Below are 21948 nucleotides of genomic sequence, written 5' to 3'. Positions count from 1 at the left end.
GGCCCTTCCCTACAGGTCGACGGTGCGTCCCTGCGCCCGGGCGGTCTGCGCGGCGTCCAGCACCGCCACCACCTCGCGGCCGAACCGCACATCGCAGCGGTGGTCGCGGGTGCCCGCGTCGACCTCCTCCAGCAACTGGTCGAGCGCGGCGCCGAACGCCTGGAGCGCGCTGCCGTCGCCGGGCGGCACCGTCTCGGTGCCGTTCTCGCCGAAGAAGACGAAGTCCCGGGTGACCGCCTCGGACGGCGCGTCCAGGGTGAGCGAGAGCGAGCTGGTCGCGCCGCCGTCGTGGGTGAGCAGCAGGTGCACCAGGCCGCTCGGGCCGTCCATCGCGGCGACCCGGGTGACCCGGCCGAGCACCGGCAGGATCAGCGACAACGCGTGCGGGCCGATGTCCCAGAGCGCGCCGCGCTCCCGCCGCCAGCCCGAGTCGCCGTACGGGTTCCCCGGCTGGAAGATCGACGCGAACATGGTGGCGCGGGCGTGCTGCCAGCCGCCGGCCGCCGCGGTCGCGGCGAGGAAGCCGGTGACGTTCGGGTGGAAGCGCTGGGTGAAGAAGACCACCGAGGCCACCCCGGACGCCTGCGCCGCGGCGACCACCCGGTCGGCGTCGGCGAGGTCGAGCGCCAGCGGCTTGTCCAGCAGCAGGTGCCGCCCGGCGGTGGCGGCCCGGACGGCGATGTCGGCCTGCACGTCCGGCGGGAGCGCCACGGCGACCGCGTCGCAGGCGTCGATGAGCGCGTCGACGTCGGTGAAGGCCGGCACGCCGTGCCGGGTCGCCAGTTCCTCCGCCTTCGCGGGGTTGCGCCCCCACACGCCGGCGAGCCGGGCCCGCGGGTGCGCCTCGATGGCCGCGGCGTGCGTCTGCGCCGCCCAGTAACCCGTGCCGAACAACCCGATCCGCACCCCGACCCCCTACCGTCGACGGCCGCCACCGGCGTGCGCCGGGACCGTGATCCACGCTAGTCCCCCGGCCCGTCCGGCGCGCCACGACCCGGCGGGCGAGCCGCTACTACACCGGTTAGTAGGCTGTGCCGGTGAACGACACCGTGTCGACGACCAGCGCGGCGGCCGCCTCTCCGGTGGACGGGCCGCTCGCCACGGTCGCGATCGTGATCTCGCTGGCGGTCGCCGTCTGGGCCCTGGTGGCGGCGGTACGCCACCGGCCGCCGGACCGGATCCAGTTCATCGGCCTGGCTGTGCTGGAGGTGGCGCTGCTCGCGCTCACCGTGACGGCGCTCGTCGCGCTCGGCGGCGGGGACCGGCCGGGCGAGCCGGGCGCGTTCTTCGGCTACCTGGCGACGCTGGTCTGCCTGCCGCCGCTGGCCTGGGTGCTGGCCCGGATGGAGCCGACCCGCTGGGGCTCGGGCATCGTCTGCGCGATCTGCCTGGTCACGCCCGTGGTGGCGGTACGGCTCCAGCAGACCTGGGAGGCCCTCGGTGGCTGAGACCACGACCGAGCAGCGCGCCACCAACCGCGGGCCGGGCCGGTTGCTGATCGCCGTCTACATCGTCTTCGCCATCGCCGCGACCTCGCGGGCCGGGTTGCAGATCGCCACGAAGTTCGACGAGGCGCCGGTGGCGTACCTGCTCTCCGCGCTCGCCGCGCTGATCTACATCGTGGCGGCGGTCGGACTGGCCCGGGCCGGGCACGCCGGCCGCCGGATCGCGCTCGCGTGCTGCACCGTCGAACTCGTCGGGGTGCTCGGGGTGGGCGTGCTGAGCATCGCCGACAAAGAACTGTTCCCGGACGAGACGGTCTGGTCCGACTTCGGCAGCGGCTACGGCTACGTACCGCTGGTGCTGCCGGTGCTCGGCCTGTTCTGGCTCTGGCGCACCCGGCGCGACCCCGCCTGAGCGGGCCCGCGCCGGGTGGGGCCGGTCAGTCCTTCGGACCGCCGGCGACGTAGATGACCTGGCCGGAGACGAAGGACGCGCCTTCGCTGGCCAGGAACGAGATGGTGTGCGCGACGTCCTCCGGGCGGCCGGGACGGCGTACCGGGATCTCGGCGGCGGCGTGCTTCTGCAGGTCGTCGAAGTCGACCTTCATCCGCGCCGCGGTGGCAGCGGTCATGTCGGTGACGATGAAGCCCGGCGCGACCGCGTTGACAGTCACCCCGAACGGACCCAGCTCGATCGCCAGCGTCTTGGTGAAGCCCTGGAGGCCGGCCTTGGCGGCCGAGTAGTTCGCCTGGCCCCGGTTGCCGAGCGCGGACGTGCTGGACAGGTTGACGATCCGGCCCCACTTCGCCTCGACCATGTGCTTCTGCGCGGCCTGACTGAACAGGAACGCCCCGCGCAGGTGCACGCCCATGACCGTGTCCCAGTCGCCCTCGGTCATCTTGAACAGCAGGTTGTCGCGCAGCACACCCGCGTTGTTGACCAGCACTGTCGGTGCGCCCAGTTCGGCGGCGATCCGTTCCACGGCGGCCTCGACCTGGGCCCGGTCGGACACGTCGGCGCCGACGCCGAGCGCCCGGCCGCCGGCCGAGCCGATGGCGTCCACCGTCTCCTTGGTGGCGGACTCGTCGATGTCGACCACGGCGACGGCCATGCCGTCGGCCGCCAGCCGGCGGGCGGTCGCGGCCCCGATGCCGCGCGCGGCTCCGGTGACGATGGCGACGCGGGGCTCCTCCGACATGCTTACCTCCCGGTAACTTGTGGCTCGATCGAAGGAGCTTAACCCGCCGGTACGCCGCCCCCTACCGCTCGTGGCCCCGGCACAGCCGGATCCACCGGTAGCCGTACCCGCCGAGCTTGAGCCGGTCGAGCTTGCCCACGTCCTCGTAGTTGCGGTCGCTCAGCACGTCGATCGGCAGGTCCGCCTCCGGCGCCAGCGTGCTCAGGTCCACCTCGACGTCCTCGGTGCCGAGGTTGTGCAGGAACACCATGGTCCCGGTACGCCCGTCGGCGCGGTGCGCGAGCACGCCCGGCGGCATCGGCACGTCGATGTGGGTGGTGCTGCCCGAGCCGGTCTCCGGCGCCTCGCGCAGCGTCCGGATCATCCGCTCGAACCAGCCGAGCAGCGAGCGCGGGTCCTTGCGCTGGGCGGTGACGTTGACCTTCTGGTAGCCGTACTCGCCCTTGTCGATCACCGGGCGGACCAGCTTCTCCGGATCGGCCGTGGAGAAGCCGGCGTTGTCGGCGTAGGACCACTGCATCGGGGTACGGATCGCGTCGCGCCCGTCCAGCGACAGGTCCTCCCCCATCCCGACCTCCTCGCCGTAGCGCAGCACCGGCGTGCCGCGCAGCGAGAACTGCAGCGAGTACGCCAGCTCGATGTGGCGGCGGTCGTTGCCGAGCATGGGGGCGAGCCGGCGGCGGATGCCCCGGCCGTAGAGCTGCATGTTCTCGTCCGGACCGAACTTCGCCAGCACGTCGTTGCGCTGGTCGGCGGTGAGCCGGGACAGGTCGATCTCGTCGTGGTTGCGCAGGAACGTGGCCCACTGGCCACCGGTGGGCAGCTTCGGGGTGTCGCGCAACGCCTCGATGATCACCTCCGGGTCCTCCCGGGCCAGGGCGAGCATCAGGCGGCCGTTGAGCATGAAGTCGAACAGCATGTGGATCCGGTTGCCCGAGCCGCTGCCGTCGCCGAAGTAGACCGGCAGTTCGTCCGGCTCGACGTTCGCCTCGGCCAGCAGGACCGCGTCGCCGCGCCGCCACTGCACGTGCTGGCGCAGGTCGGTGAGGAACTCGAAATCCTTGGGCGAGTTCGGGTTGCCCGGCTCGGTGCGCTCGATGATGAACGGCACCGCGTCCATCCGGAAGCCGGAGACGCCGAGCTGGAGCCAGAACGAGGTGATCTTCTTGATCTCCGCCCGGACCCGCGGGTTCTCGATGTTGAGGTCCGGCTGGAACTTGTAGAAGCGGTGGTAGTACCACGCCTTGGCGGTCCGGTCGTAGGTCCAGGTCTCGTGCTGCTCGCCCGGGAAGACCATGCCCTGGTGGCGGTCGTCCGGCTCGTGGTCGGCCCAGACGTACCAGTCCCGGTACGGCGAATCCGGCGAGGAGCGGGCGGACTGGAACCACGGGTGCTGGTCGGAGGTGTGGTTGACGACCAGGTCGATGATCACCCGGATGCCCCTGTTGCTCGCCTGGTGCAGCAGTTCGGCGAAGTCGCCGAGCGTGCCCAGCCGCGGGTCCACGTTGTAGAAGTCGGTGGCGTCGTACCCGTCGTCCTTGTTCGGCGAGGGGTTGATCGGGTTGAGCCACAGGCAGGTCACGCCGAGCCGGGCCAGGTAGTCGAGCCGGCCGATCAGCCCTTGGAAGTCACCCACCCCGTCGCCGTCGGAGTCCGCGTACGTGTCGACGTCGAGGCAGTAGACGACCGCCTCCTGATACCACCTGTCACCCATGCGGCTACTACTTCTCCGATCGCGCGCGGCGGCAAACCCGGTACGGTGCCGGGATGCAGGAGGAGGCGTACGACTGGTCGGCAGGCACCTGGCTGAACCCGCCCGAGCGGGCCGAGCCGGTCGACGGCGGCCTGCTGGTGCAGCCGCGCGGCGGCAGCGACTTCTGGCGGCGCACCAGCTACGGCTTCGTACACGACGACGGCTCGGCGCTGCTCGCGCCGTTTCCGGTGGGCGGCGCCGTGGAGGTGTCCTTCGTCCTCGACTACGCAGCCCAGTTCGACCAGGCCGGCGTGCTGGTGCGGGTGGACGAGCGGCGATGGACCAAGGCCGGGGTCGAGGTGAGCGACGGTTCGCCGCAGGTGGGCGCCGTGGTCACCGACGAGTTCTCCGACTGGTCGGTGGCGCCGGTGCCGGACTGGTCGGGCCGGGAGGTGACGGTCCGGGTGAGCCGGGCCGGCGACGCGCTGACCGTGCGGGCCCGGTGCGAGGACGAGCCGTGGCGGCTGGTCCGCGTCGCCCCCCTCGATCCGGCGGCGGCGGCTTCGGCCGGGCCGTACTGCTGCTCGCCCAGCCGGGGCGGCCTGCTGGTCCGCTTCACCGGCTGGCGGCGGGGTCCGGCGGACGCCGCGCTGCACCCGGAGGGCTGAGTCACAGGTGTGACGGCCGCCGGTCCGGGTAACACCTTCGGATCTCCGGCTCTCGCGTGGAAGGACCGCCATGGCCCTGGCCCAGGACGTCGACCCGAACCAGTTCACCGGGCTGACCGGCTGGGTGGCGAGTGTGATCGACTCGCTCGGCGCGGTCGGCGTGGCGCTGCTGGTGGCGCTGGAGAGCATCATCCCGCCGATCCCGAGCGAGATCGTGCTGGCGATGGCCGGCTACCTGGCCGCCGAGGGCCGGTTCAACCTCGCGCTGATCGTGGTCGCCGCGACCGCCGGCTCGCTGCTCGGCGCACTGGTGCTCTACTGGCTCGGCGCGGCGCTCGGCGAGGAGCGGCTCAAGCGCTGGCTGGACCACATCCCGCTGGTCGACCTGGAGGATCTGGAGAAGGCCGACCGCTGGTTCGAGCGGCACGGCCGGTGGGCGGTGCTGATCGGCCGGGTGGTGCCTGTGGTCCGCAGCCTGGTCTCGATCCCGGCCGGCGCCAACCGGATGCCGCTGGGCGAGTTCATCCTGCTCACCACGCTGGGCAGCGGGGTCTGGAACGCGCTGATCGTCGGCGCCGGCTACGTCCTCGGCTCGCGGTGGGAGGACGTCGACAGGTACAGCCAGTGGTTCAACTACGCGATCTTCGCCGTCTTCGGTTTCATGATCGTGAGCTGGGCGGTGAAGAAGGTGCGCCGGCGGCGCGCCCGGCAGTCGGTGACCACCGGGCGCTGACCGCCGGGCGGGCTCAGAAGCCCGCGGTGATGCCGGTGAACTCCCAGGTGTTCTGCGCGATGCCGGAGCAGTTGGCGACCACGCCGCCGCCGGGGCAGGGCCGGTCCCGGTTGACCGACCAGAACGTGAACCGGGCCAGGCCGCGCGCCTTGGCCCAGTCGCGGATCTGCGTCCAGGTGGCCGGCGAGGTCAGCTCCTGCTGGTCGGAGAGGCCGTTCATGCCGGACAGGCCCATGTGCGCGTACGCGGTGGCGTCGGACCAGCCGAACGCGTTGCGCAGCGCGGTCTTCAGGCCCTCGGCCGCGTTCACGGTGTTCTGGTACATGTTCGCGCCGCCGCCGAAGTCGAACGGCATGATCGTGAACACGTCGATCCCGGCGCCCTTTGCCGCGGCCTGGTTGATCAGCCGGGTGCCGTAGTACGACGGCCCGGTGGTCGAGGTGCCGAACGTGATGATCGTCTTGATGCCCGGGTTGTTCTGCTTGACGATCTTCAGGGCGTCCAGGATGCGGTCCTGCACCACCTCGTTCTCGAACTCGTCGCTGTTCTCGATGTCGATGTCGATCGCCTTCAGCCCGTACGCGTTGATGACCTGCTGGTACGCGCCGGCCAGGGCGGCGGCGGTCGAGCAGTTCGGGCCGAGCTTGTTGCCGCTCCACCCGCCGAAGGACGGGATGACGTCGCCGCCGGCCGCCTTGATCGCGGCGATGGTGGCGGCGTGCGTGCCGCCGGTCAGCGGGCCGTTGCCGTCCCAGGCCGGGGTGCAGCCGCCGCCGGAGAGCACGAACGCGATGGTGAACCACTTGATCCCGGTCGCGCCCATCACCGTGGCGGGCGCGGGCGGGTCGCCCCAGCCCGGGTACAGGTAGGGCGCGGCGGCCATCGCGCCACCGCCGCCACCGGTGCAGCCGCTGGTGGTGGCCGCGACCGCCGCCGACTTCGCCGACTCGCCGGTGCCGTTGTACGCGGTCACCGTGTAGCTGTGCCCGCTGCACGCGGCCAGCCCGGAGACGGTTGCCGACGTGCCGGTGACGGTGGCCTTGACGGTCGTCCCCTCGTACACCCGGTAGCCGGTGACCGTCCCGGAGACCGCGTTCCAGGCGAGCGAGACCGACGACGCGGTGGTGCCGGTGACCCGCAGCCCGCCCGGCGTGGCCGGTGCGCCCGGGTTGCCGGGGTTGCCGCCGCCGGCACAGGAGGCGCCGTTGACAGTGCAGTTCACCGGGTCGCCGGTGCCGCTGACGACGAAGCCGAAGCTGGTGCTGGCGCCCGGGGCGAGCGCGCCGTTCCAGGACTGGTTGACGGCGGTGACGTGCTGGCCGGAGGTGGTCAGCCGGGCGTCCCAGAAGGAGCCGAGCGTGCTGCCGGACGGCAGGTCGAACTGGACGTTCCACGAGGAGATCGCGGCGGAGCTGTCGTTGGTGACGGTGAACCGTGCCTCGTACCCGCTGCTCCAGCTGGAGGTGCGGACGAAGGCGGCGGTGGCGGCGGAGGCGGGCGGCGCGGCGAGCAGGGCACCGGCGACCACGGCGGTGGTCAGCGCGGCGGCGAGCGTCGCCAGGCGGGGGCGGAGTCTCACGGCGTCCTCCAGGGGACGGGCGGGGGTGGAGAGGAATTCACAACCGTCGACGTGCGCCTATTATTAGGAGTGTTAACTGTTTCTGTCCAGCACCGGTTCGACGCGACCCGGACCGAGGGCCCGGGCCGCGCCCCGGCCGCGCCTCAGCGGCGGAAGGTGAACCAGTTGACGTTGACGAAATCGGACGGCTGGCCGCTGCTGAACGTCAGGTAGACGGTGTGCCGCCCGGTCACCGCGCCGACGTTGCCCGGCACCGAGCGCCAGGTCTGCCAGCCGCCGGTGTTGCCGACCGCGAAACTGCCGATCGGCGGCGCGGTCGGGCTGTCCACCCGGACCTCCACCAGCCCGCTCACCCCGGACGCCGCGCCGGAGGCGACCCGGGCCACGAAGTCGCGCGGCGGCGTCGAGCCGAAGTCGACGTTGTCGTAGCGGGCCCAGTCACCGTTGGCGAGCCAGCCGATGTCCTGGCCACCCTCGGCGCACGTCTCCACCTGCACGCCGTTCTGCGCGTTGAACGACTCGGCCTGGATCGTCGAGTAGGCGTCACGCACCCCGCCCGGCGGCGGCGTGGTCGGCGTGGGCGACGGGTTGCTCCCGCCACCGCGGGTGTAGACGGCCACGTAGTCGACGAGCATCGACCGGCCGGGCACGGTCGAGGCGGTGGGGGTCGCCGAGCCGGCCACCCCGTCCGGGAATCCGCCGCCCATCGCCACGTTGAGCAGCAGGAAGTAGCCGGCGTGGTTGGTCATCTGACTCCAGTACGGCTCACCGACCTGGTTCTGCCCGACGGTGTGGAAGAGCTGGCCGTCGACGTACCAGCGCAGCTGCTGCGGGCTCACCGAGGCGTCCCACTCGAACCGGTAGGTGTGGAACGCCGACTGACAGGTGCTGCCCGGGCAGGCCCGGGACGCGCCGATGCCGTTGAACTCCCCGCACGGGCCGCCCGGCGCGACACCGCAGTGCAGCACGCCCCAGACCGAGTTGATCCCGTTGACGTTCTCCATCACGTCGAACTCGCCGATGCCCGGCCAGTTCTGGTAGTTGCCCCGGTACGGCGAGCCGAGCGCCCAGAACGCCGGCCAGTACCCGGACGCCGCCGCGCCTGTCACGTTCGGCATCTGGATCCGGCCCTCCAGGGCCAGCACGCCGCCCGACGGCGCCTTGAAGTTGGAACGCACCGTCTCGATCCGGGCCGAGGTCCAACGGCCGGCCGAGTCCCGCAGCGGCGTGATGCGCAGGTTGCCCGAGCCGTCGTGGGCCAGGTTGGCGGTGCTGGACGTGTAGGTCTGGATCTCGCCGGTGCCCCAGTTGGCGGGGCCGCCCGGGTAGCTGGTGCCGGTGTCGATGATCCAGTTGGCGGACGAGGGCAGCGTGCCGGAGGGGCCGGTGAAGTCGTCGCTCCACACCAGGTTCCAGCCGGACGGCGTCGGGGGCACCGCCGCCTGGGCGGTCATCGAGACGCCCGCGAGGGCTGTGGTGAGCGCGAGGACGCCGGCGGCCAGGGCGAGCCGGCGGCGTGATCGGGGCACGGTGGCGGAGGCGGCCGGGGCCGCCGGGATCGGGTTCATTCGGGGTGCCTCTCTGCGGGGACGGGTCCGGGAGAGCGCTCTCTGAGGCGATTTCTACGCGCCGCCCCCGCACTTGTCAACGCTTGTCGATGGCCGCCGCCGGCTGCGGCCGGCGCAGCACCACCTGCTCCAGCGCCGTCCACGCCGTGGTGGTGACCAGATAGAGCACCGCCGCCAGCGGCACCACGAGCGCGACGAGCACAGTGGCGTACGGCAGCAGCGGCAGCAGCCGCCCGAGCACCGCCGCGCCCGGACCCTCGGTCGGCGTCCCGGCCACCGTGCCGGTGGCGGCCGCCGCCCGGCGCATCCGCCGCGACGACCACCAGGCCAGCGCGAGCAGCGCGGCCAGCAGCACCCCGAACACCAGCGGGACCGGGCCGGCCAGCCCGTCGCCGAGGTGCCAGCCCAGCGGTACGCCCGCGAGCCGCTCCCCCAGCAGCTCCGGCGCGCCGTCGCCGGTGGCGAACAGGCGGTACATGACCAGGAAGAACGGCGCCTGCAACAGGGCCGGCAGGCAGCCCGCGACCGGGCTGGCCCCGGCGTTGCGGTAGAGCGCGAACACCTCGCTCTGGAGGCGCGCCGGATCGTCGGCGTACCGGCGCTGGAGTTCCCGTACCTCGGGGGCGAGCGCGGTGCGACGCCGCTCCCCGCGGACCTGGGCCACCGTCAGCGGCGAGATCAGCAGCCGGACGCCGACCGTGAACAGGACGATGGCGGCGGCTGTGGCGGCGCCGCCGGTGAGCGGGGCGAGCACGTCGGCGAGCCAGGTGACGACTGTGGCCGCGGCCGAGGCCGCGGAGTGCAACGGTGCGAAGGCGAGCATGGGTGGACCCCTCGATGACGATTCCGGGTGTCCCGGGCGGCGACGTGCCGCGCGGCGGGACGGATGACGACGGAATCGGCCGCGAAAGCCTGGAACGGAGGCCCGCCGACGCGGGCCGGGAGGTGGCTACGCGGCCGAGGGGTGCAGGCCGGGTGCGCGAGGGCGCGGACGCCCCGGCGCGTCCGGGTCGACCTGCCGGGGCACCCCGCGACGGCGGGCGCGAGCGCGCAGCGCGACGGCGAACCGGGTGCCGGGTGACGTGGGCAGCGCGCGGACCCGCAGCGCGAGCAGGGTGGCGAGCAGCAGCGCGGCCACGACGGCCGCACCGGCGAGCAGCCCGGCCGGCCGGTCGGCGACCAGGGCGAGGGCGTACGCCCACGCTCCCGTCAGCACCGCCAGGATCCCCGCCACGCGACCACCCTAGCCCGCGTTGTCACGCCCGGCGGGCCCATGCGCGAACGCGCCCGGCCGACCCGATCGGGCGAACCGGTGCCGACACGCCCGCCGGCACGTTTCCCGAAACGGACACGGTGGGTAACAGGATCTCGACCACGCGGCACGGTGCCGTGAGCGGTCCGGAGAGACGGTGGTGACGATGAGTGGCTCAGTGGCGGAGCGGGAGCGGAGCGCCGCACCGGGCGGAACCGACCTGCTGACAGTCGGCGTCGAGGAGGAGTTCCTGCTCGCCGACCCGCACACCGGGACCGCCGTACCCGCCGTCGACCTCGTGATGGAGCAGGTGCCGGCCGAGCTGCGCGGTCAGGTGGAACGCGAGTTCCAGACCAGCCAGATCGAGATCGGCAGCCCGCCCGGGCTGGAGCTGTCCTCGATCCGGCACTCGCTGTCGATGCTGCGCGCCGAGCTGGCCGACGCGGCCGAGCGTGCGGGCGTACGGCTGCTCGCGATCGGTACCGGACCGGTCGACGGGCCGGTGCCGCCGGTGGTGGACAAGCCGCGCTTCGACCGGATGATCGAGCGGTTCCGGCTGCTGGTGCCCGGTCCCGGCAACAACGGCATGCACATCCACGTCGGCATCCCCGACCCGGACACCGGCGTGCAGGTGCTCAACCACGTCCGGCCGTGGCTGCCGATCCTGCAGGCGGTCACCGCGAACTCCCCGTTCTCCCGGGGCGAGGACACCGGGTACGCGAGCTGGCGCTCGGTGGAGTGGGAACGCTGGCCGTCGGTCGCGCCCACCCCGTTCCTGGAGTCGCACGAGCACTACGAGCGGCTGATCCGGCAGCTCATCGCCAGCGGCGTGATGCTGGACGAGGGAATGCTCTACTGGTACGCCCGGCTCTCCGCCAAGTACCCCACGGTGGAGATCCGCATCGGCGACGTCTGTCCGTCCGTGGACGACGCGGTGCTGGTGGCGGCGCTGGTCCGCGCGCTCGTCGCCACCGCGCTCACCGACATCGCGGCCGGCCGTCCCGCCGTCAACACCGACCACCACCTGCTGGTGGCGGCGCACTGGCGCGCGGCGCACGACGGGCTGGAGGGCGAGGGCGTCGACCTCACCGACGGTGAGCTGCGCCCGGCCTGGGAGCTGCTGGACCGGCTGATCGACCGGCTGCGCCCGGAACTGGAGCGGCACGGCGACCTGGACCGGGTGACCGATCTGCTCGGCGGGCTGCGCCGGCACGGCAGCGGCGCGGCGCGGCAGCGGGCGGTGTTCGCGCGTACCGGCAGCCTCGTCGACGTGGTCGCGGACGTGGCGCGGCAGACCCGTGGCTGAGCGGCCGCACGGCCGTGGCCCGGCGTGACAGGATGGGCGACGTGGCCGAGCGCATGATCGTCATCGGCGGCGACGCCGCCGGCATGTCGGCGGCGTCGCAGGCGCGGCGCCGCCGCCGCGACCGGTCCGACCTGGAGATCGTCGCGTTCGAGCGAGGGCACTTCACCTCCTACTCGGCCTGCGGCATCCCCTACTGGGTGAGCGGCCTGGTGGAGGACCGGGACGAGTTGATCAGCCGCGACCCGCAGACCTTCCGCGACGAGTTCGGCATCGAGGTCCGTACCCGGCACGAGGTCACCGCCATCGACCTGGACCGCCGCGAGGTGACCGCGCGGGACCTGGACGGCGGCGGCGAGGTCCGCGCCGGTTTCGACACCCTGGTGTACGCCACCGGCGCGTCCCCGGTGCAGCCGGACTGGGCGCGCGACGACGTGTCGGGCGTGTTCGGCGTGCAGACGCTGGACGACGGCGCGGCGTTGATCGGCTGGCTCGAACGCGAGCCCCGGCCCCGGCGCGCGGTGGTGGTCGGCGGCGGCTACGTCGGCGTCGAGATGGCCGAGGCGCTGGTGCAGCGCGGGCTCTCCGTCCAACTGGTGGAGCAGGCCGACCAGCCGATGTCGACAGTGGACCCGGACATGGGCGAGCTGGTGGCCGACGCGATGCGCGGCACCGGCATCGCCGTCCGCACCGGCCTCACCGTCACCGGGTTGGAGGAGCGGGACGGGCGGATCTCCGCGGTGGTCACCGACGAGGGGCCGATCCCGGCCGACGTCGTGGTGCTGGGTCTCGGGGTACGCCCCAACACCGCGCTCGCCGAGGCCGCCGGCCTGCCGATCGGTCCCTCCGGCGCGATCCGGACCGACCGCCGGATGCGGGTGCCGGGCGCGTCCGGCGTCTGGGCGGCGGGCGACTGCGTGGAGTCCCTGCACCGGGTCAGCGGCATGCCGGTGCACATCCCGCTCGGCACGCACGCCAACAAGCAGGGCCGGGTGGTCGGCATCAACATCGGCGGCGGGTACGCCACCTTCCCCGGCGTGATCGGCACCGCCGTCACGAAGGTCTGCGAGCTTGAGGTGGGCCGCACCGGGCTGCGCGAGCGGGACGCGCGGGAGGCCGGCTTCGAGTTCGTCACCGTGCTGGCCCAGTCGACGAACCGGGCGGGCTACTACCCGGGCTCCCGGCCGATGACGGTCAAGCTGATCGCCGAGCGGCCCAGCGGGCGGCTGCTCGGGGCGCAGATCGTCGGCTGGTCCGAGGCGGCCAAGCGGATCGACGCGCTGGCCGTGGCGCTGTGGAACGGCATGACAGTGGACGAGATGACAGCGCTCGACCTGGGCTACGCGCCGCCGTACGCCCCGGTCTGGGATCCGGTGCTCATCGCCGCCCGCAAGGCCGTCGACGCGCTCGCCGCCGGCGGCAGATGAGAAGTGTCGGTGGCCGGCGTTAGCGTGTGCGCGCTGTCGCGTTGCCGGTCCGGCACTTCCCCTCGGAGGTAACCCCCCATGTCGCAGGAGACGACCTACCTCGAACTGTCCGAAGTGGACGGTGGAGCGCACAAGTTCTACGAGGTGGTGGTCGACGACACCGCGATGACAGTGCGCTACGGGCGGATCGGCGACCAGGGCCAGGTGAAGACGAGCACCTACCCGGACAACACCCGCGCCCGCGCCGCCGCCGCGAAGAAGATCGGCGAGAAGGTCCGCAAGGGGTACGCCCCGGCGGTGCCCGGCGTACGCCAGAAGCGGACCGTGTCGCGCCGGCAGATCGTCAGCACCCGCTCGACCGCCCGCACCGCCCCGGTCCTCTGGCGGTACGCCTCGGGCGCGCCGGCCTTCGGCATCTTCGTCGACGACCGGCACTGCATGGTCGGCAACGAGCACGGCGTGATCACCACGCTCGACCACGACGCCCGGCTGGTCAACCAGGTCCGGCTCCCCGACGGGGTGAAGTGCATCGTCGCCGACGACGCCTGGGTCTACGCCGGCTGCGACGACGGCAACGTCTACGACCTGTCCGGCAAGGTGCCCCGCGCGGCGTACGCGATCGCGCCGGAGATCGACATCTACTGGCTGGACATCCACGACGGCGTGCTGGGCGTGTCCGACCGCGACGGCGGCATCTCGGCGATCGACCACGAGGACGAGTTCCTCTGGCGCCGGCCGGGGCGGGGCCGGTCGGCGTGGATGGTGCGCTGCGACGCCGACGCGCTCTACCACGGCCACTCGCAGGGGGTCACCGGCTACGACTGGCGCACCGGCCGCGAGCTGTGGCACACCGGCACCGGGGCGGTCCTGTTCGGCTGGCAGGAGCGGGACGCCGTCTTCGCCGGCACCGGCACCCGCGAGGTGGTGCGCCTGCGCAAGGACGGCCGGGCCGAGCAGGTCTACCGCTGCGACTCGGCGGTCTTCTCCTGCGCCACCGCCGAGGGCGGCCGGTACGTGTTCGCCGGCGACAGCGCCTCCTCGATCTACTGCTTCGACCAGGCCGGCAACCGGCTGTGGAAGCTCGGCACCGGCTGCGGCTCGGCGTACTCGATGCAGTACCACGACAACCGGCTCTACGTGGTCACCACGAGCGGCTACCTGGCCTGCATCGACGCGAGCGAGGCGGCGATCCGGGCGGCCGAGGCGGGCAGCGTGCCCGACGTGGTCGACGTCAAGGCGCCGGCCCGGATGCCCGAGACGGCCGCTTGGACGTCGGTCGAGGTGACCACGGACGACCGCGACGGCGTGCTGGTGCAGTGTGTCGAGCAGGGCGGCCGGCTGCGCGTCCACGTCCTCGCCGACGGCTACCGGCGGGACTGGTCGGTGCAGTTCCCCAAGGGCATCCGCGAGCCGGGCGCGCGTTACCTGGTCACCGAGGTCCGCGAGTCCGGCCGGGGCGGCTTCTACCGGGCGTACGGGGACATCCGCCGGCTGCGCTGACGAGACACCGGCCGGGCCGGGCCTGCGGATCGTCGCCGCACCGGTCAGGATGTCCCGATGCGGTGCGACATTCCCGAAGGGCTGCGCTGGGTCGAGCGGACGGAGGCCGGCCGGGCGTGGCTCGCGGAGCTGCCCGGCCGGCTGGCCCACTGCGTCGCGCGGTGGGAGCTGACGGTCGGGCCGCCGTTCGCGTACGCGTTCGCCTCGCTGGCGCTGCCCGCGACGCTGCCGGACGGCACCCGGGCGGTCCTGAAGCTCCAGTACCCGGACGACGACAGCGTCCACGAGGCCACCGCGCTGGCGCACTGGGACGGGCGGGGCGCGATCCGTCTGCTCGCCCACGACGCCGACCGGCGCGCGCTGCTCGTCGAGCGGTGCGACCCCGGCACGCCGCTGCACTCCCTGACGGCCGACGCGGCGCTCGACGTCGCGATCGGCCTGCTGCCGGGGCTCACGGTCCCGGCCGGTGCGCCGTTCACGCCGCTGGCCGAGGAGGCGGCCGGCTGGGCGGAACGGATGCCTGGTAACTGGCGGCGGGCCGGCCGCCCGTACGAGCGGCGCCTGCTCGACGCCGCGCTCGGGCTGCTCGCCGACCTGGCACCGAGCCAGGGCGAGCAGGTGCTGGTCAACCAGGACCTGCACGCCGGCAACGTCCTGGCCGCCGGGCGCGAGCCGTGGCTGGTGATCGACCCGAAGCCGCTGGTCGGCGAGCGGGAGTTCGCTGTGGTGCCGCTCGTGCGCGGCGCGGAGCTGGGTCACTCCCCGGCGGCGGTCCGGCACCGGCTCGACCGGCTCAGCGCCGAGCTGGGCCTGGACCGGAAGCGGGTACGCGGCTGGGCGATCGGGCAGACGGTGGCCTGGAGCATCGGCGGCGACCAGGTGTTCCCCGGCAACGTCGAGGCGGCCCGCTGGCTGCTCGACGAGATGTGACTCAGCCCGCCTGGCAGGTGGGGCACCAGTAGAGGTTGCGTCCCGCGAGCGCGCCCCGGCTGACCGCCGTGCCGCAGACGTGGCAGGGCGCGCCGGGGCGGCGGTAGACGTACACCTCGCCGCCGTGCCGGTCGACGCGCGGCGCGCGGCCGGTCACCTCCGGCAGGTCGGTGTCGCGCACCGTGTCGATCCGGCCCCGCTCGACCGCGCGGGTCATCAGCATCACCAGGTCCGCCCAGAGCTCGGCCCAGCCGGCCGGCGTCAGCTCCCGGCCCGGCAGCAGCGGCGGCAGCCCGGCCCGGAACAGCGCCTCGGTCACGAAGATCAGGCCGGTGCCGGCCACCACCGACTGGTCGAGCAGCAACGCGGCCAGCGGGGTGGGGCTGCGGCGGATCCGCGCGTACGCCCGGTCCGGGTCGGCGTCGGCGCGCAGCGGATCCGGCCCGAGCCGGTCCCGCAGCGCCGCCACCTCGGGCGGCGTCAGCAGCTCGCAGGCGGTTGGGCCGCGCAACTCCAGCCAGTGCCGGTCGCTGTGCAGCCGCAGCCGCACCTGCCCGACCGGGGCGGGCGGCTCCCCCGGCCCGTCGGCGAACTTCCCGTACAGACCCAGGTGTACGTGCAGCGTCAACTCGCCCGCGTAGTGGTGCAGCAGGTGCTTGCCGTACGCCTCGGTGCCGTCCAGGACGGTGCCGCTCAGGCGGGCCGCGCCCTCGGCGAAGCGGCCCTGCGGACTGTCGGCGTGCACCTTGTCGCCCGCGAACAGCTCGGCGTGCCGGGCGGCGAGGCGGTGGATGGAGTGTCCCTCTGGCACGACCGCCAAGCGTAGTCAGCGGACGGCACCGTCGGCGACTTCGGGCGCTGGGACGACATTGAATCGATGTCCGTCGACTGAAAGACTGGCGGCGGTAGCGCTCGGGAGCCATTGCGAGCAGCTCGATCTCGCCGGAGGGACAAGCGCGGGGTGATGCGCCACCCCGGTGCCGGGCAGTCGTCTCCGGCACTCCGCCGTGCCGCCACGGCGGCGACATCGCGGTCCACCACTCCGGCGCCGACCGCCCCCGGCGCCCCCAGCTCGGGAGAGACAGATGCTCCGTACGCTCGGCGCGGCACTGGCCGCCGCCCTCGCCCTGACCGGCCTGGCCGCCTCGGCCGGTGCCGACCGGTCCCCCGCCACCACGACGATGACGCTCGCCTCGGTGGCGACGCCGACCCCGACGCCCACGTTCGCGTGCCCGCCGGCGCTGCCGGTCACCGGCCAGGTGACGGGGGCCACCACGACCAGCGTCAGCATCACCTACTGGATGGTGCTGAGCCCGCCCTGCGGCTACGACCCGCCGCTCCTCATCAGCCTTTTCGCCAGCCGCGAGGACGCCACCGCGTGGCGCGATCCGGTGGCCGAGGCCGTCACCGGGCCGGAACGGTCGGGCACGGTGACCATCGGCGGCCTGGCCACTGGTACCGAGTACTGGTTCCGGTTCGGCGACACCAAGGGCACGCGGGATCCGTACGTGATCGGCGGACCGGCGCGCACGCTGTCGCTCTGCTCCGCGACGGCAACGATCGACAGCAGGTGGGGCGGCGGCTTCGTCGCCACGGTGACGGTGCGCAACGGCGGCACCGAGCCGGTCCCGGGCTGGCTGGTCTCCTGGCGGTGGGCCGGTGACGAGCGCATCCAGTCGGTCTGGGGTGGGGTGGCCGAGGGCTCCGGCCAGGACATCGTGGTCCGTAACGCCTCCTGGAACGGGACGCTGGCGCCCGGCGCGTCGACCACGTTCGGCCTGCTGGTGGCGAGCAGCGCGACGCCTGCCACGATCACGCCGGTCTGCGGGCGGTGACCGGCATGCGGTGGACGGCACGGCACGGCGGCAGCGGCCGTCTCCTCGCGGCAGGGCTGGTGCTCGCCGTGGCCCTCGCGGCGACGGTGCTGGGGCCGCCGGCGGGTGCGCTGGCGGCGCCGGTGACCGTCACCAACGGCACCCAGTTCACCGACACCACCGGCGCCGTGGTGCACGCCCACGGCGGCGGCGTGCTCAAGGTCGGCGACTACTACTACTGGTTCGGCGAGAACCGCAACCCGGACAACACGTTCCGGGCGGTGTCGGTCTACCGCTCGACGGACCTGCGTACCTGGGAGTTCCGCAACAACGTGCTCACCCAGTCGTCGGCGGCCGAACTGCGGGTCGCCAACATCGAGCGGCCGAAGGTCGTCTACAACGCCGGCACCGGCCGGTTCGTGATGTGGATGCACAAGGAGAACGGGTCCGACTACAACGAGGCGCGGGCCGCCGTCGCCTCGTCGGCCACGGTGGACGGCAACTACACCTACCACGGCAGCTTCCGGCCGCTCGGGCAGCACATGTCGCGCGACATCACGCTCTACGACGACAACGGCACCGCGTACATGATCTCGGCCGCCGACGACAACTACGACCTGCACATCTACCGGCTCACGTCGGACTACCTGAACGTCGCCGCTCTGGTGGGCAACTTCTGGGACGGCGCGCACCGGGAGGCGCCGGCGATGTTCAAGCGGGGCAGCACCTACTTCCTGCTGACCTCGGGGGCGACGGGCTGGAGCCCGAACCAGGCCCGGTACGCCACCGCGCCGAGCATCTCGGGACCGTGGAGCGGCTGGACCGACGTGGGCAACGGCACCACGTTCAACTCCCAGCCGGCCTTCGTGCTGCCGATCCAGGGCACGTCCGGCACCGGCTACCTCTATCTGGGTGACCGGTGGGCGGGTGCCTGGGGCGGCCCGGCCAACGACTCCCAGTACGTGTGGCTGCCGATCAGCTTCCCGACCGCCACCAGCATGAGCCTGACCTGGTATCCGTCCGTCACAGTCGACACCGCGGCGGGCACCGTCACCGGCAACTCGCCCGCGTACCAGCGCGTCACGGCCCGGCACAGCGGCCGGGTGCTCGACGTGATCAACGGCTCCACCGCGAACAACGCCGAGGTCAAGCAGTGGAGCTGGAACGGCGGCGGCAACCAGAGGTGGGAGTTCCAGGACGCCGGCGGCGGCTGGTTCCGCCTCGTCAACGCCGCGAGCGGCAAGTGCCTGGACGTCGCGAACGCGTCCACCGCCGACGGCGCCAACATCATCCAGTACACCTGCGGCAGCGGCGCCAACCAGCAGTGGCAGTGGGCCGCGCTCGGCGGCTGGTTCCAGCTGCGGGCCCGGCACAGCGGAAAGTGCCTGGACGTGGTGAACGCCGGCACCGGCGACGGCGCGGACGTCCAGCAGTACACCTGCGGTGCGGGCACCAACCAGCAGTGGTCACGCACCGTGTCCTGACCGCCGACGATCTCCGCACGCTCCGATGCCGGTCGTCGGAGCGTGCGGAGCGGGCCGCGGGTGTCGATTTCGGCACACCTGGGTACTTCCTGCATGTCATGCGCGGCCTCCGCGCCTGGATCAGGAGGTGCCATCGTGAAGATCCTGTCCCGCCGGAACTCTCCGGCGACCGATACCAACGGCGACGGCGTGGTCGACGAGCGCGACCGGACCGCCGAGCAGCCGGCCGACCGGCCGGTGGTCACCGACCGCGACGAGGAGCGGACCACGTACCGCAGCGCCGCCACGGCGACCGACGACGAGCGCGCCCGGGACGCGGCGACCGACCGGGACGCCCGCGACCTCGACGCGAAGACGGCCGGCGACGGCCGGACGGCGGCCACCACGACCGACGGCCGGATCGCGACGGCCGACGACGAGCGGGACGCGGAGGCGCGGCGGAGGGCCGCGGACCGGGCCGCGGCGGCGCGCGCGGTCACCGGCCGGCGGGCCGACGCCGACACGCGGACCGCTCCGGTGACCGACGCCCGGACCGTCGGCCCGACGCCCGCCGCCGAGCGCACCGTCGACCTGGACCGTGACGGCCGCCCGGACCGCACCGGCCTCGACCGCGACGGCCGCACCGACCTGGACCGGGACGGCCGGCCCGACGGTACGGACGCAGACCGCGACGGCCGGGTGGACCGGCCGGAGCCCTACACCACCAAGCGTCCCCGGGCCAGCCTGCTCGCCACGCTCGGCCTGATCGTCTCGGTGGTCGGGGCGCTGTTCGTGCTCTCCGGCACGCTCGCCGGGTACGGCATCGGCGTCGGCGCGGCCGGCGCGGTGCTCGCCGTGCTGGGCCTGATCGCCACCCGCCGCCGGCACGTGGCGGGCAAGACCGACGCGCTCATCGGCATCGCGGTCGGCCTGGCCGCCGTGGTGCTCGGCATCGTGGCGATGACCGGCCAGTTCGACTGGCCCACCACCGACGGCGACTGGGTGGGCCGGTTCCGCGAGTGGCTTGACTCACAGTTTGGCAACTGGTTCTGACGGGCACTGTCCCGATCGCCGACGCGGGGCGTCGGCAGCCTGATCAGCTCCGGTGGTTCACCGGCCGGGCAACACCTCTTTCGGGGGCGGCGGTTCGCCGCCCCCGAAGTGTGTCCGGCGTCGACGCAATGATCGCTCACCGCTGACCGATTCAACGCAACGATTCGCTGCTCAACGCAACTTCTCGCGGTGGATGTCGTCTACCCGGGCCGCATAACGTTGGACCACGGCGCCAGCCCGTGGGCCGACCGTGGCCGGGCGCGCCCGACACTGGGAGCACGACATGACGATGGACGCCATCCGCCAGCGCTTTCTGATGTGCCGGCCGACGTACTTCGCCGTCGACTACGCGATCAACCCGTGGATGGACCCCACCGCCCCGGTCGACGCCGACCTGGCGGTCCGGCAGTGGGAGCAGCTTCGGCGCACGTACCTCGACCTGGGCCACGAGGTCGACCTGATCGAGCCGGTCGCCGGCCTGCCGGACATGGTCTTCGCCGCGAACGGCGGCACCGTGATCGACGGCAAGGCCATGGCGGTGCAGTTCCGCGACCCGCAGCGCGCCGACGAGGCGCCCGCGTACCGGGCCTGGTTCGAGGGCGCCGGCTTCGAGATGTACGACCCGAAGCACGTCAACGAGGGCGAGGGCGACGTCCTGCTGGCCGGCGACCACCTGCTCGCCGGCACCGGGTTCCGCACCGCGCACGCGTCGCACGCGCAGCTCCAGGAGGTCTTCGGCTACCCGGTGATCACCATGCAGCTCGTGGACCCCCGCTTCTACCACCTGGACACCGCGCTGACGGTGCTCGACGAGCGCACCGTGGCGTACCTGCCGGAGGCCTTCTCCCCCGGCAGCCGGGCGGTGCTGCGCCGGCTGTTCCCGGACGCGATCCACGCCACCATGGCCGACGCCGAGGTGCTGGGCCTGAACGCGGTGAGCGACGGGCGGCACGTGGTGCTGCCCGCGCAGGCCACCGACCTGGCCGCGAAGCTGCGCGACCGGGGCTACGAGACCATCGGGATCGACCTGTCCGAGCTGCGCAAGGCCGGCGGCGGACCGAAGTGCTGCACGTTGCGACTCCGTCAGGGAAAGGCGAGCAAGTGATCATCGACGATATGCTGCGGACTCCGTCCGCGGTCCGGGACGCGGAGCGTCACACGGCGCACAACTACCACCCGCTGCCCGTGGTGATCTCGTCGGCCGAGGGCGCCTGGCTGACCGACGTGGACGGCCGCCGCTACCTGGACTGCCTGGCGGGATACTCGGCGCTGAACTTCGGCCACCGGCACCCGAAGCTGATCGAGGCCGCGCACGCGCAGCTCGACCGGCTCACGCTGACCAGCCGCGCGTTCATCCACGACCAGTTCGCCGACTTCTGCCGCGAGCTGGCCGCGCTGTGCGGCAAGGACCTGGTGCTGCCGATGAACACCGGCGCCGAGGCGGTCGAGACCGGCATCAAGGTCGCCCGCAAGTGGGGCTACCAGGTCAAGGGCGTCACGCCGGGCCAGGCCAACATCGTGGTGGCGGAGGGCAACTTCCACGGCCGTACGACCACGATCGTCAGCTTCTCCACCGACGAGGACGCGCGCGCCGACTTCGGGCCGTACACCCCGGGTTTCACAGTGGTCCCCTACGGCGACCTGGACGCGCTCACCGCCGCGATCGACGAGAACACGGTGGCCGTGCTGCTGGAGCCGATCCAGGGTGAGCAGGGCGTCGTGGTGCCGCCGGAGGGCTACCTGCCGGGCGTGCGCCGGGTCTGCACCGAGCGCAACGTGCTGTTCGTCGCCGACGAGATCCAGTCGGGCCTGGGGCGTACCGGCGCGACGTTCGCCTGCGAGCACGAGGGCGTCGAGCCGGACATGTACCTGCTGGGCAAGGCGCTCGGCGGCGGCATCGTGCCGGTGTCGGCGGTGGCCGCGAACCGCGACGTGCTGGGTGTGCTCCAGCCCGGTCAGCACGGCTCGACGTTCGGCGGCAACCCGCTGGCCTGCGCGGTCGCGACCGAGGTGGTCCGGCTGCTCGCCACCGGCGAGTTCCAGCGCCGTTCGGCCGAGCTGGGCGAACGGCTGCACGCCGGGCTGCGCGGCCTGATCGGCAAGGGCCTGGTGGCGGTACGCGGTCGCGGGCTGTGGGCCGGGCTGGACATCGACCCGGCGCTGATGACCGGCCGGCAGGCGTGCGAGCGGCTGATGGAGCGGGGCGTGCTCGCCAAGGACACGCACGGCTCGACCATCCGGCTCGCCCCGCCGCTGGTGATCACCGCCGACGAGATCGACCACGCGGTGGCGCAGCTCGCCGCCGTGCTGGCCGGCTGAGGCCG

At 73.0% G+C, this 21948-nt stretch carries 20 protein-coding genes and 1 pseudogene; 13 read left to right on the top strand and 8 right to left on the bottom strand.

The features are described 5' to 3' along the window. Positions 1 to 9: 9 nt before the first annotated feature. Positions 10 to 906 (bottom strand): Gfo/Idh/MocA family protein, encoded by an 897-nt coding sequence (locus M8C11_RS25635; protein WP_252453884.1) that lies wholly within the window; start codon positions 904 to 906, stop codon positions 10 to 12. Between the two features lie 131 nt (positions 907 to 1037). Here M8C11_RS25635 and M8C11_RS25630 point away from each other — a divergent pair, with 131 nt between their 5' ends. Together M8C11_RS25630 and M8C11_RS25625 are read left to right on the top strand one after the other, a co-directional pair. Next, entirely contained in the window at positions 1038 to 1448 is a 411-nt protein-coding gene (locus M8C11_RS25630) for a hypothetical protein (protein ID WP_121683832.1), read from the top strand. Next, positions 1441 to 1910, top strand: a pseudogene (locus M8C11_RS25625) (hypothetical protein). Before M8C11_RS25630 ends, M8C11_RS25625 begins: the two are co-directional and overlap by 8 nt. On the opposite strand, the gene fabG reads toward M8C11_RS25625, so the two are convergent. Next, positions 1883 to 2641 (bottom strand): 3-oxoacyl-ACP reductase FabG, encoded by a 759-nt coding sequence (gene fabG / locus M8C11_RS25620; protein ID WP_013288301.1) that lies wholly within the window; start codon positions 2639 to 2641, stop codon positions 1883 to 1885. The pseudogene M8C11_RS25625 and the gene fabG overlap by 28 nt on opposite strands. Positions 2642 to 2702: 61 nt before the next feature. Continuing rightward, a complete protein-coding gene (locus M8C11_RS25615; RefSeq protein WP_252453881.1) occupies positions 2703 to 4355 on the bottom strand; it encodes an alpha-amylase family protein in 1653 nt (550 codons plus the stop codon). A gap of 53 nt (positions 4356 to 4408) precedes the next feature. Here M8C11_RS25615 and M8C11_RS25610 point away from each other — a divergent pair, with 53 nt between their 5' ends. Together M8C11_RS25610 and M8C11_RS25605 are read left to right on the top strand one after the other, a co-directional pair. After that, the gene (locus M8C11_RS25610) at positions 4409 to 5002 is read left to right on the top strand and encodes a DUF1349 domain-containing protein (protein ID WP_252453878.1); all 594 of its coding nucleotides are present in this window, start codon (positions 4409 to 4411) and stop codon (positions 5000 to 5002) included. A gap of 70 nt (positions 5003 to 5072) precedes the next feature. Then, complete coding sequence (locus tag M8C11_RS25605; RefSeq protein ID WP_252453875.1) at positions 5073 to 5735, top strand: DedA family protein; 663 nt, start codon at positions 5073 to 5075, stop codon at positions 5733 to 5735. A 13-nt stretch (positions 5736 to 5748) separates the two neighbouring features. Here the strand turns inward: M8C11_RS25605 and M8C11_RS25600 are convergent, their stop codons facing one another. From M8C11_RS25600 to M8C11_RS25585, 4 genes are all read right to left on the bottom strand, one after another. Beyond that, a complete protein-coding gene (locus M8C11_RS25600) occupies positions 5749 to 7314 on the bottom strand; it encodes a cellulose binding domain-containing protein (RefSeq protein ID WP_252453872.1) in 1566 nt (521 codons plus the stop codon). 143 nt (positions 7315 to 7457) lie between these two features. Next, positions 7458 to 8882 (bottom strand): carbohydrate-binding protein, encoded by a 1425-nt coding sequence (locus M8C11_RS25595; protein WP_252453870.1) that lies wholly within the window; start codon positions 8880 to 8882, stop codon positions 7458 to 7460. Between the two features lie 76 nt (positions 8883 to 8958). Then, positions 8959 to 9705, bottom strand: coding sequence for a membrane protein insertase YidC (locus tag M8C11_RS25590; RefSeq protein ID WP_120573316.1), 747 nt, complete (start codon positions 9703 to 9705; stop codon positions 8959 to 8961). A gap of 126 nt (positions 9706 to 9831) precedes the next feature. Then, a complete protein-coding gene (locus M8C11_RS25585; protein ID WP_252453868.1) occupies positions 9832 to 10116 on the bottom strand; it encodes a DUF6412 domain-containing protein in 285 nt (94 codons plus the stop codon). 175 nt (positions 10117 to 10291) lie between these two features. On the opposite strand from M8C11_RS25585, the gene M8C11_RS25580 reads away from it, so the two are divergent. The 4 genes from M8C11_RS25580 to M8C11_RS25565 all read left to right on the top strand — a co-directional run bounded on the left by M8C11_RS25580 (position 10292) and on the right by M8C11_RS25565 (position 15294). Further along, entirely contained in the window at positions 10292 to 11440 is a 1149-nt protein-coding gene (locus M8C11_RS25580) for a glutamate--cysteine ligase (RefSeq protein ID WP_252453867.1), read from the top strand. Positions 11441 to 11481: 41 nt separating this feature from the next. After that, the gene (locus tag M8C11_RS25575) at positions 11482 to 12864 is read left to right on the top strand and encodes an FAD-dependent oxidoreductase (RefSeq protein ID WP_252453865.1); all 1383 of its coding nucleotides are present in this window, start codon (positions 11482 to 11484) and stop codon (positions 12862 to 12864) included. 78 nt (positions 12865 to 12942) lie between these two features. Next, on the top strand, positions 12943 to 14364 hold the full coding sequence (locus M8C11_RS25570; RefSeq protein ID WP_047892010.1) for a WGR domain-containing protein: 1422 nt from the start codon (positions 12943 to 12945) through the stop codon (positions 14362 to 14364). 57 nt (positions 14365 to 14421) lie between these two features. Further along, positions 14422 to 15294: an aminoglycoside phosphotransferase family protein gene (locus tag M8C11_RS25565; protein ID WP_252453863.1), complete on the top strand. Its 873-nt coding sequence runs from the start codon at positions 14422 to 14424 to the stop codon at positions 15292 to 15294. 1 nt (position 15295) lies between these two features. Here the strand turns inward: M8C11_RS25565 and M8C11_RS25560 are convergent, their stop codons facing one another. Further along, positions 15296 to 16105: a DNA-formamidopyrimidine glycosylase family protein gene (locus tag M8C11_RS25560; RefSeq protein ID WP_252453861.1), complete on the bottom strand. Its 810-nt coding sequence runs from the start codon at positions 16103 to 16105 to the stop codon at positions 15296 to 15298. 274 nt (positions 16106 to 16379) lie between these two features. Here M8C11_RS25560 and M8C11_RS25555 point away from each other — a divergent pair, with 274 nt between their 5' ends. From M8C11_RS25555 to rocD, 5 genes are all read left to right on the top strand, one after another. Beyond that, positions 16380 to 17129 (top strand): cellulose binding domain-containing protein, encoded by a 750-nt coding sequence (locus M8C11_RS25555; protein WP_252453859.1) that lies wholly within the window; start codon positions 16380 to 16382, stop codon positions 17127 to 17129. 5 nt (positions 17130 to 17134) lie between these two features. Further along, on the top strand, positions 17135 to 18592 hold the full coding sequence (locus tag M8C11_RS25550; protein ID WP_252453857.1) for an RICIN domain-containing protein: 1458 nt from the start codon (positions 17135 to 17137) through the stop codon (positions 18590 to 18592). Positions 18593 to 18727: 135 nt separating this feature from the next. Continuing rightward, a complete protein-coding gene (locus M8C11_RS25545) occupies positions 18728 to 19624 on the top strand; it encodes a thrombospondin (protein ID WP_252453854.1) in 897 nt (298 codons plus the stop codon). Positions 19625 to 19913: 289 nt separating this feature from the next. Beyond that, positions 19914 to 20729, top strand: a complete 816-nt coding sequence (gene ddaH, locus M8C11_RS25540; RefSeq protein ID WP_199733097.1) for a dimethylargininase — start codon at positions 19914 to 19916, stop codon at positions 20727 to 20729. Next, entirely contained in the window at positions 20729 to 21943 is a 1215-nt protein-coding gene (gene rocD, locus M8C11_RS25535) for an ornithine--oxo-acid transaminase (protein ID WP_199733096.1), read from the top strand. The genes ddaH and rocD overlap by 1 nt, the downstream gene beginning before the upstream one ends. The last annotated feature ends 5 nt before the right edge of the window (positions 21944 to 21948 follow it).

The sequence above is a fragment of the Micromonospora sp. CPM1 genome (genome assembly GCF_023896895.1).
GTDB classification, from domain to species: Bacteria; Actinomycetota; Actinomycetes; order Mycobacteriales; family Micromonosporaceae; genus Micromonospora; species Micromonospora tulbaghiae.
This window is presented reverse-complemented; position numbering and strand designations above follow the sequence as displayed.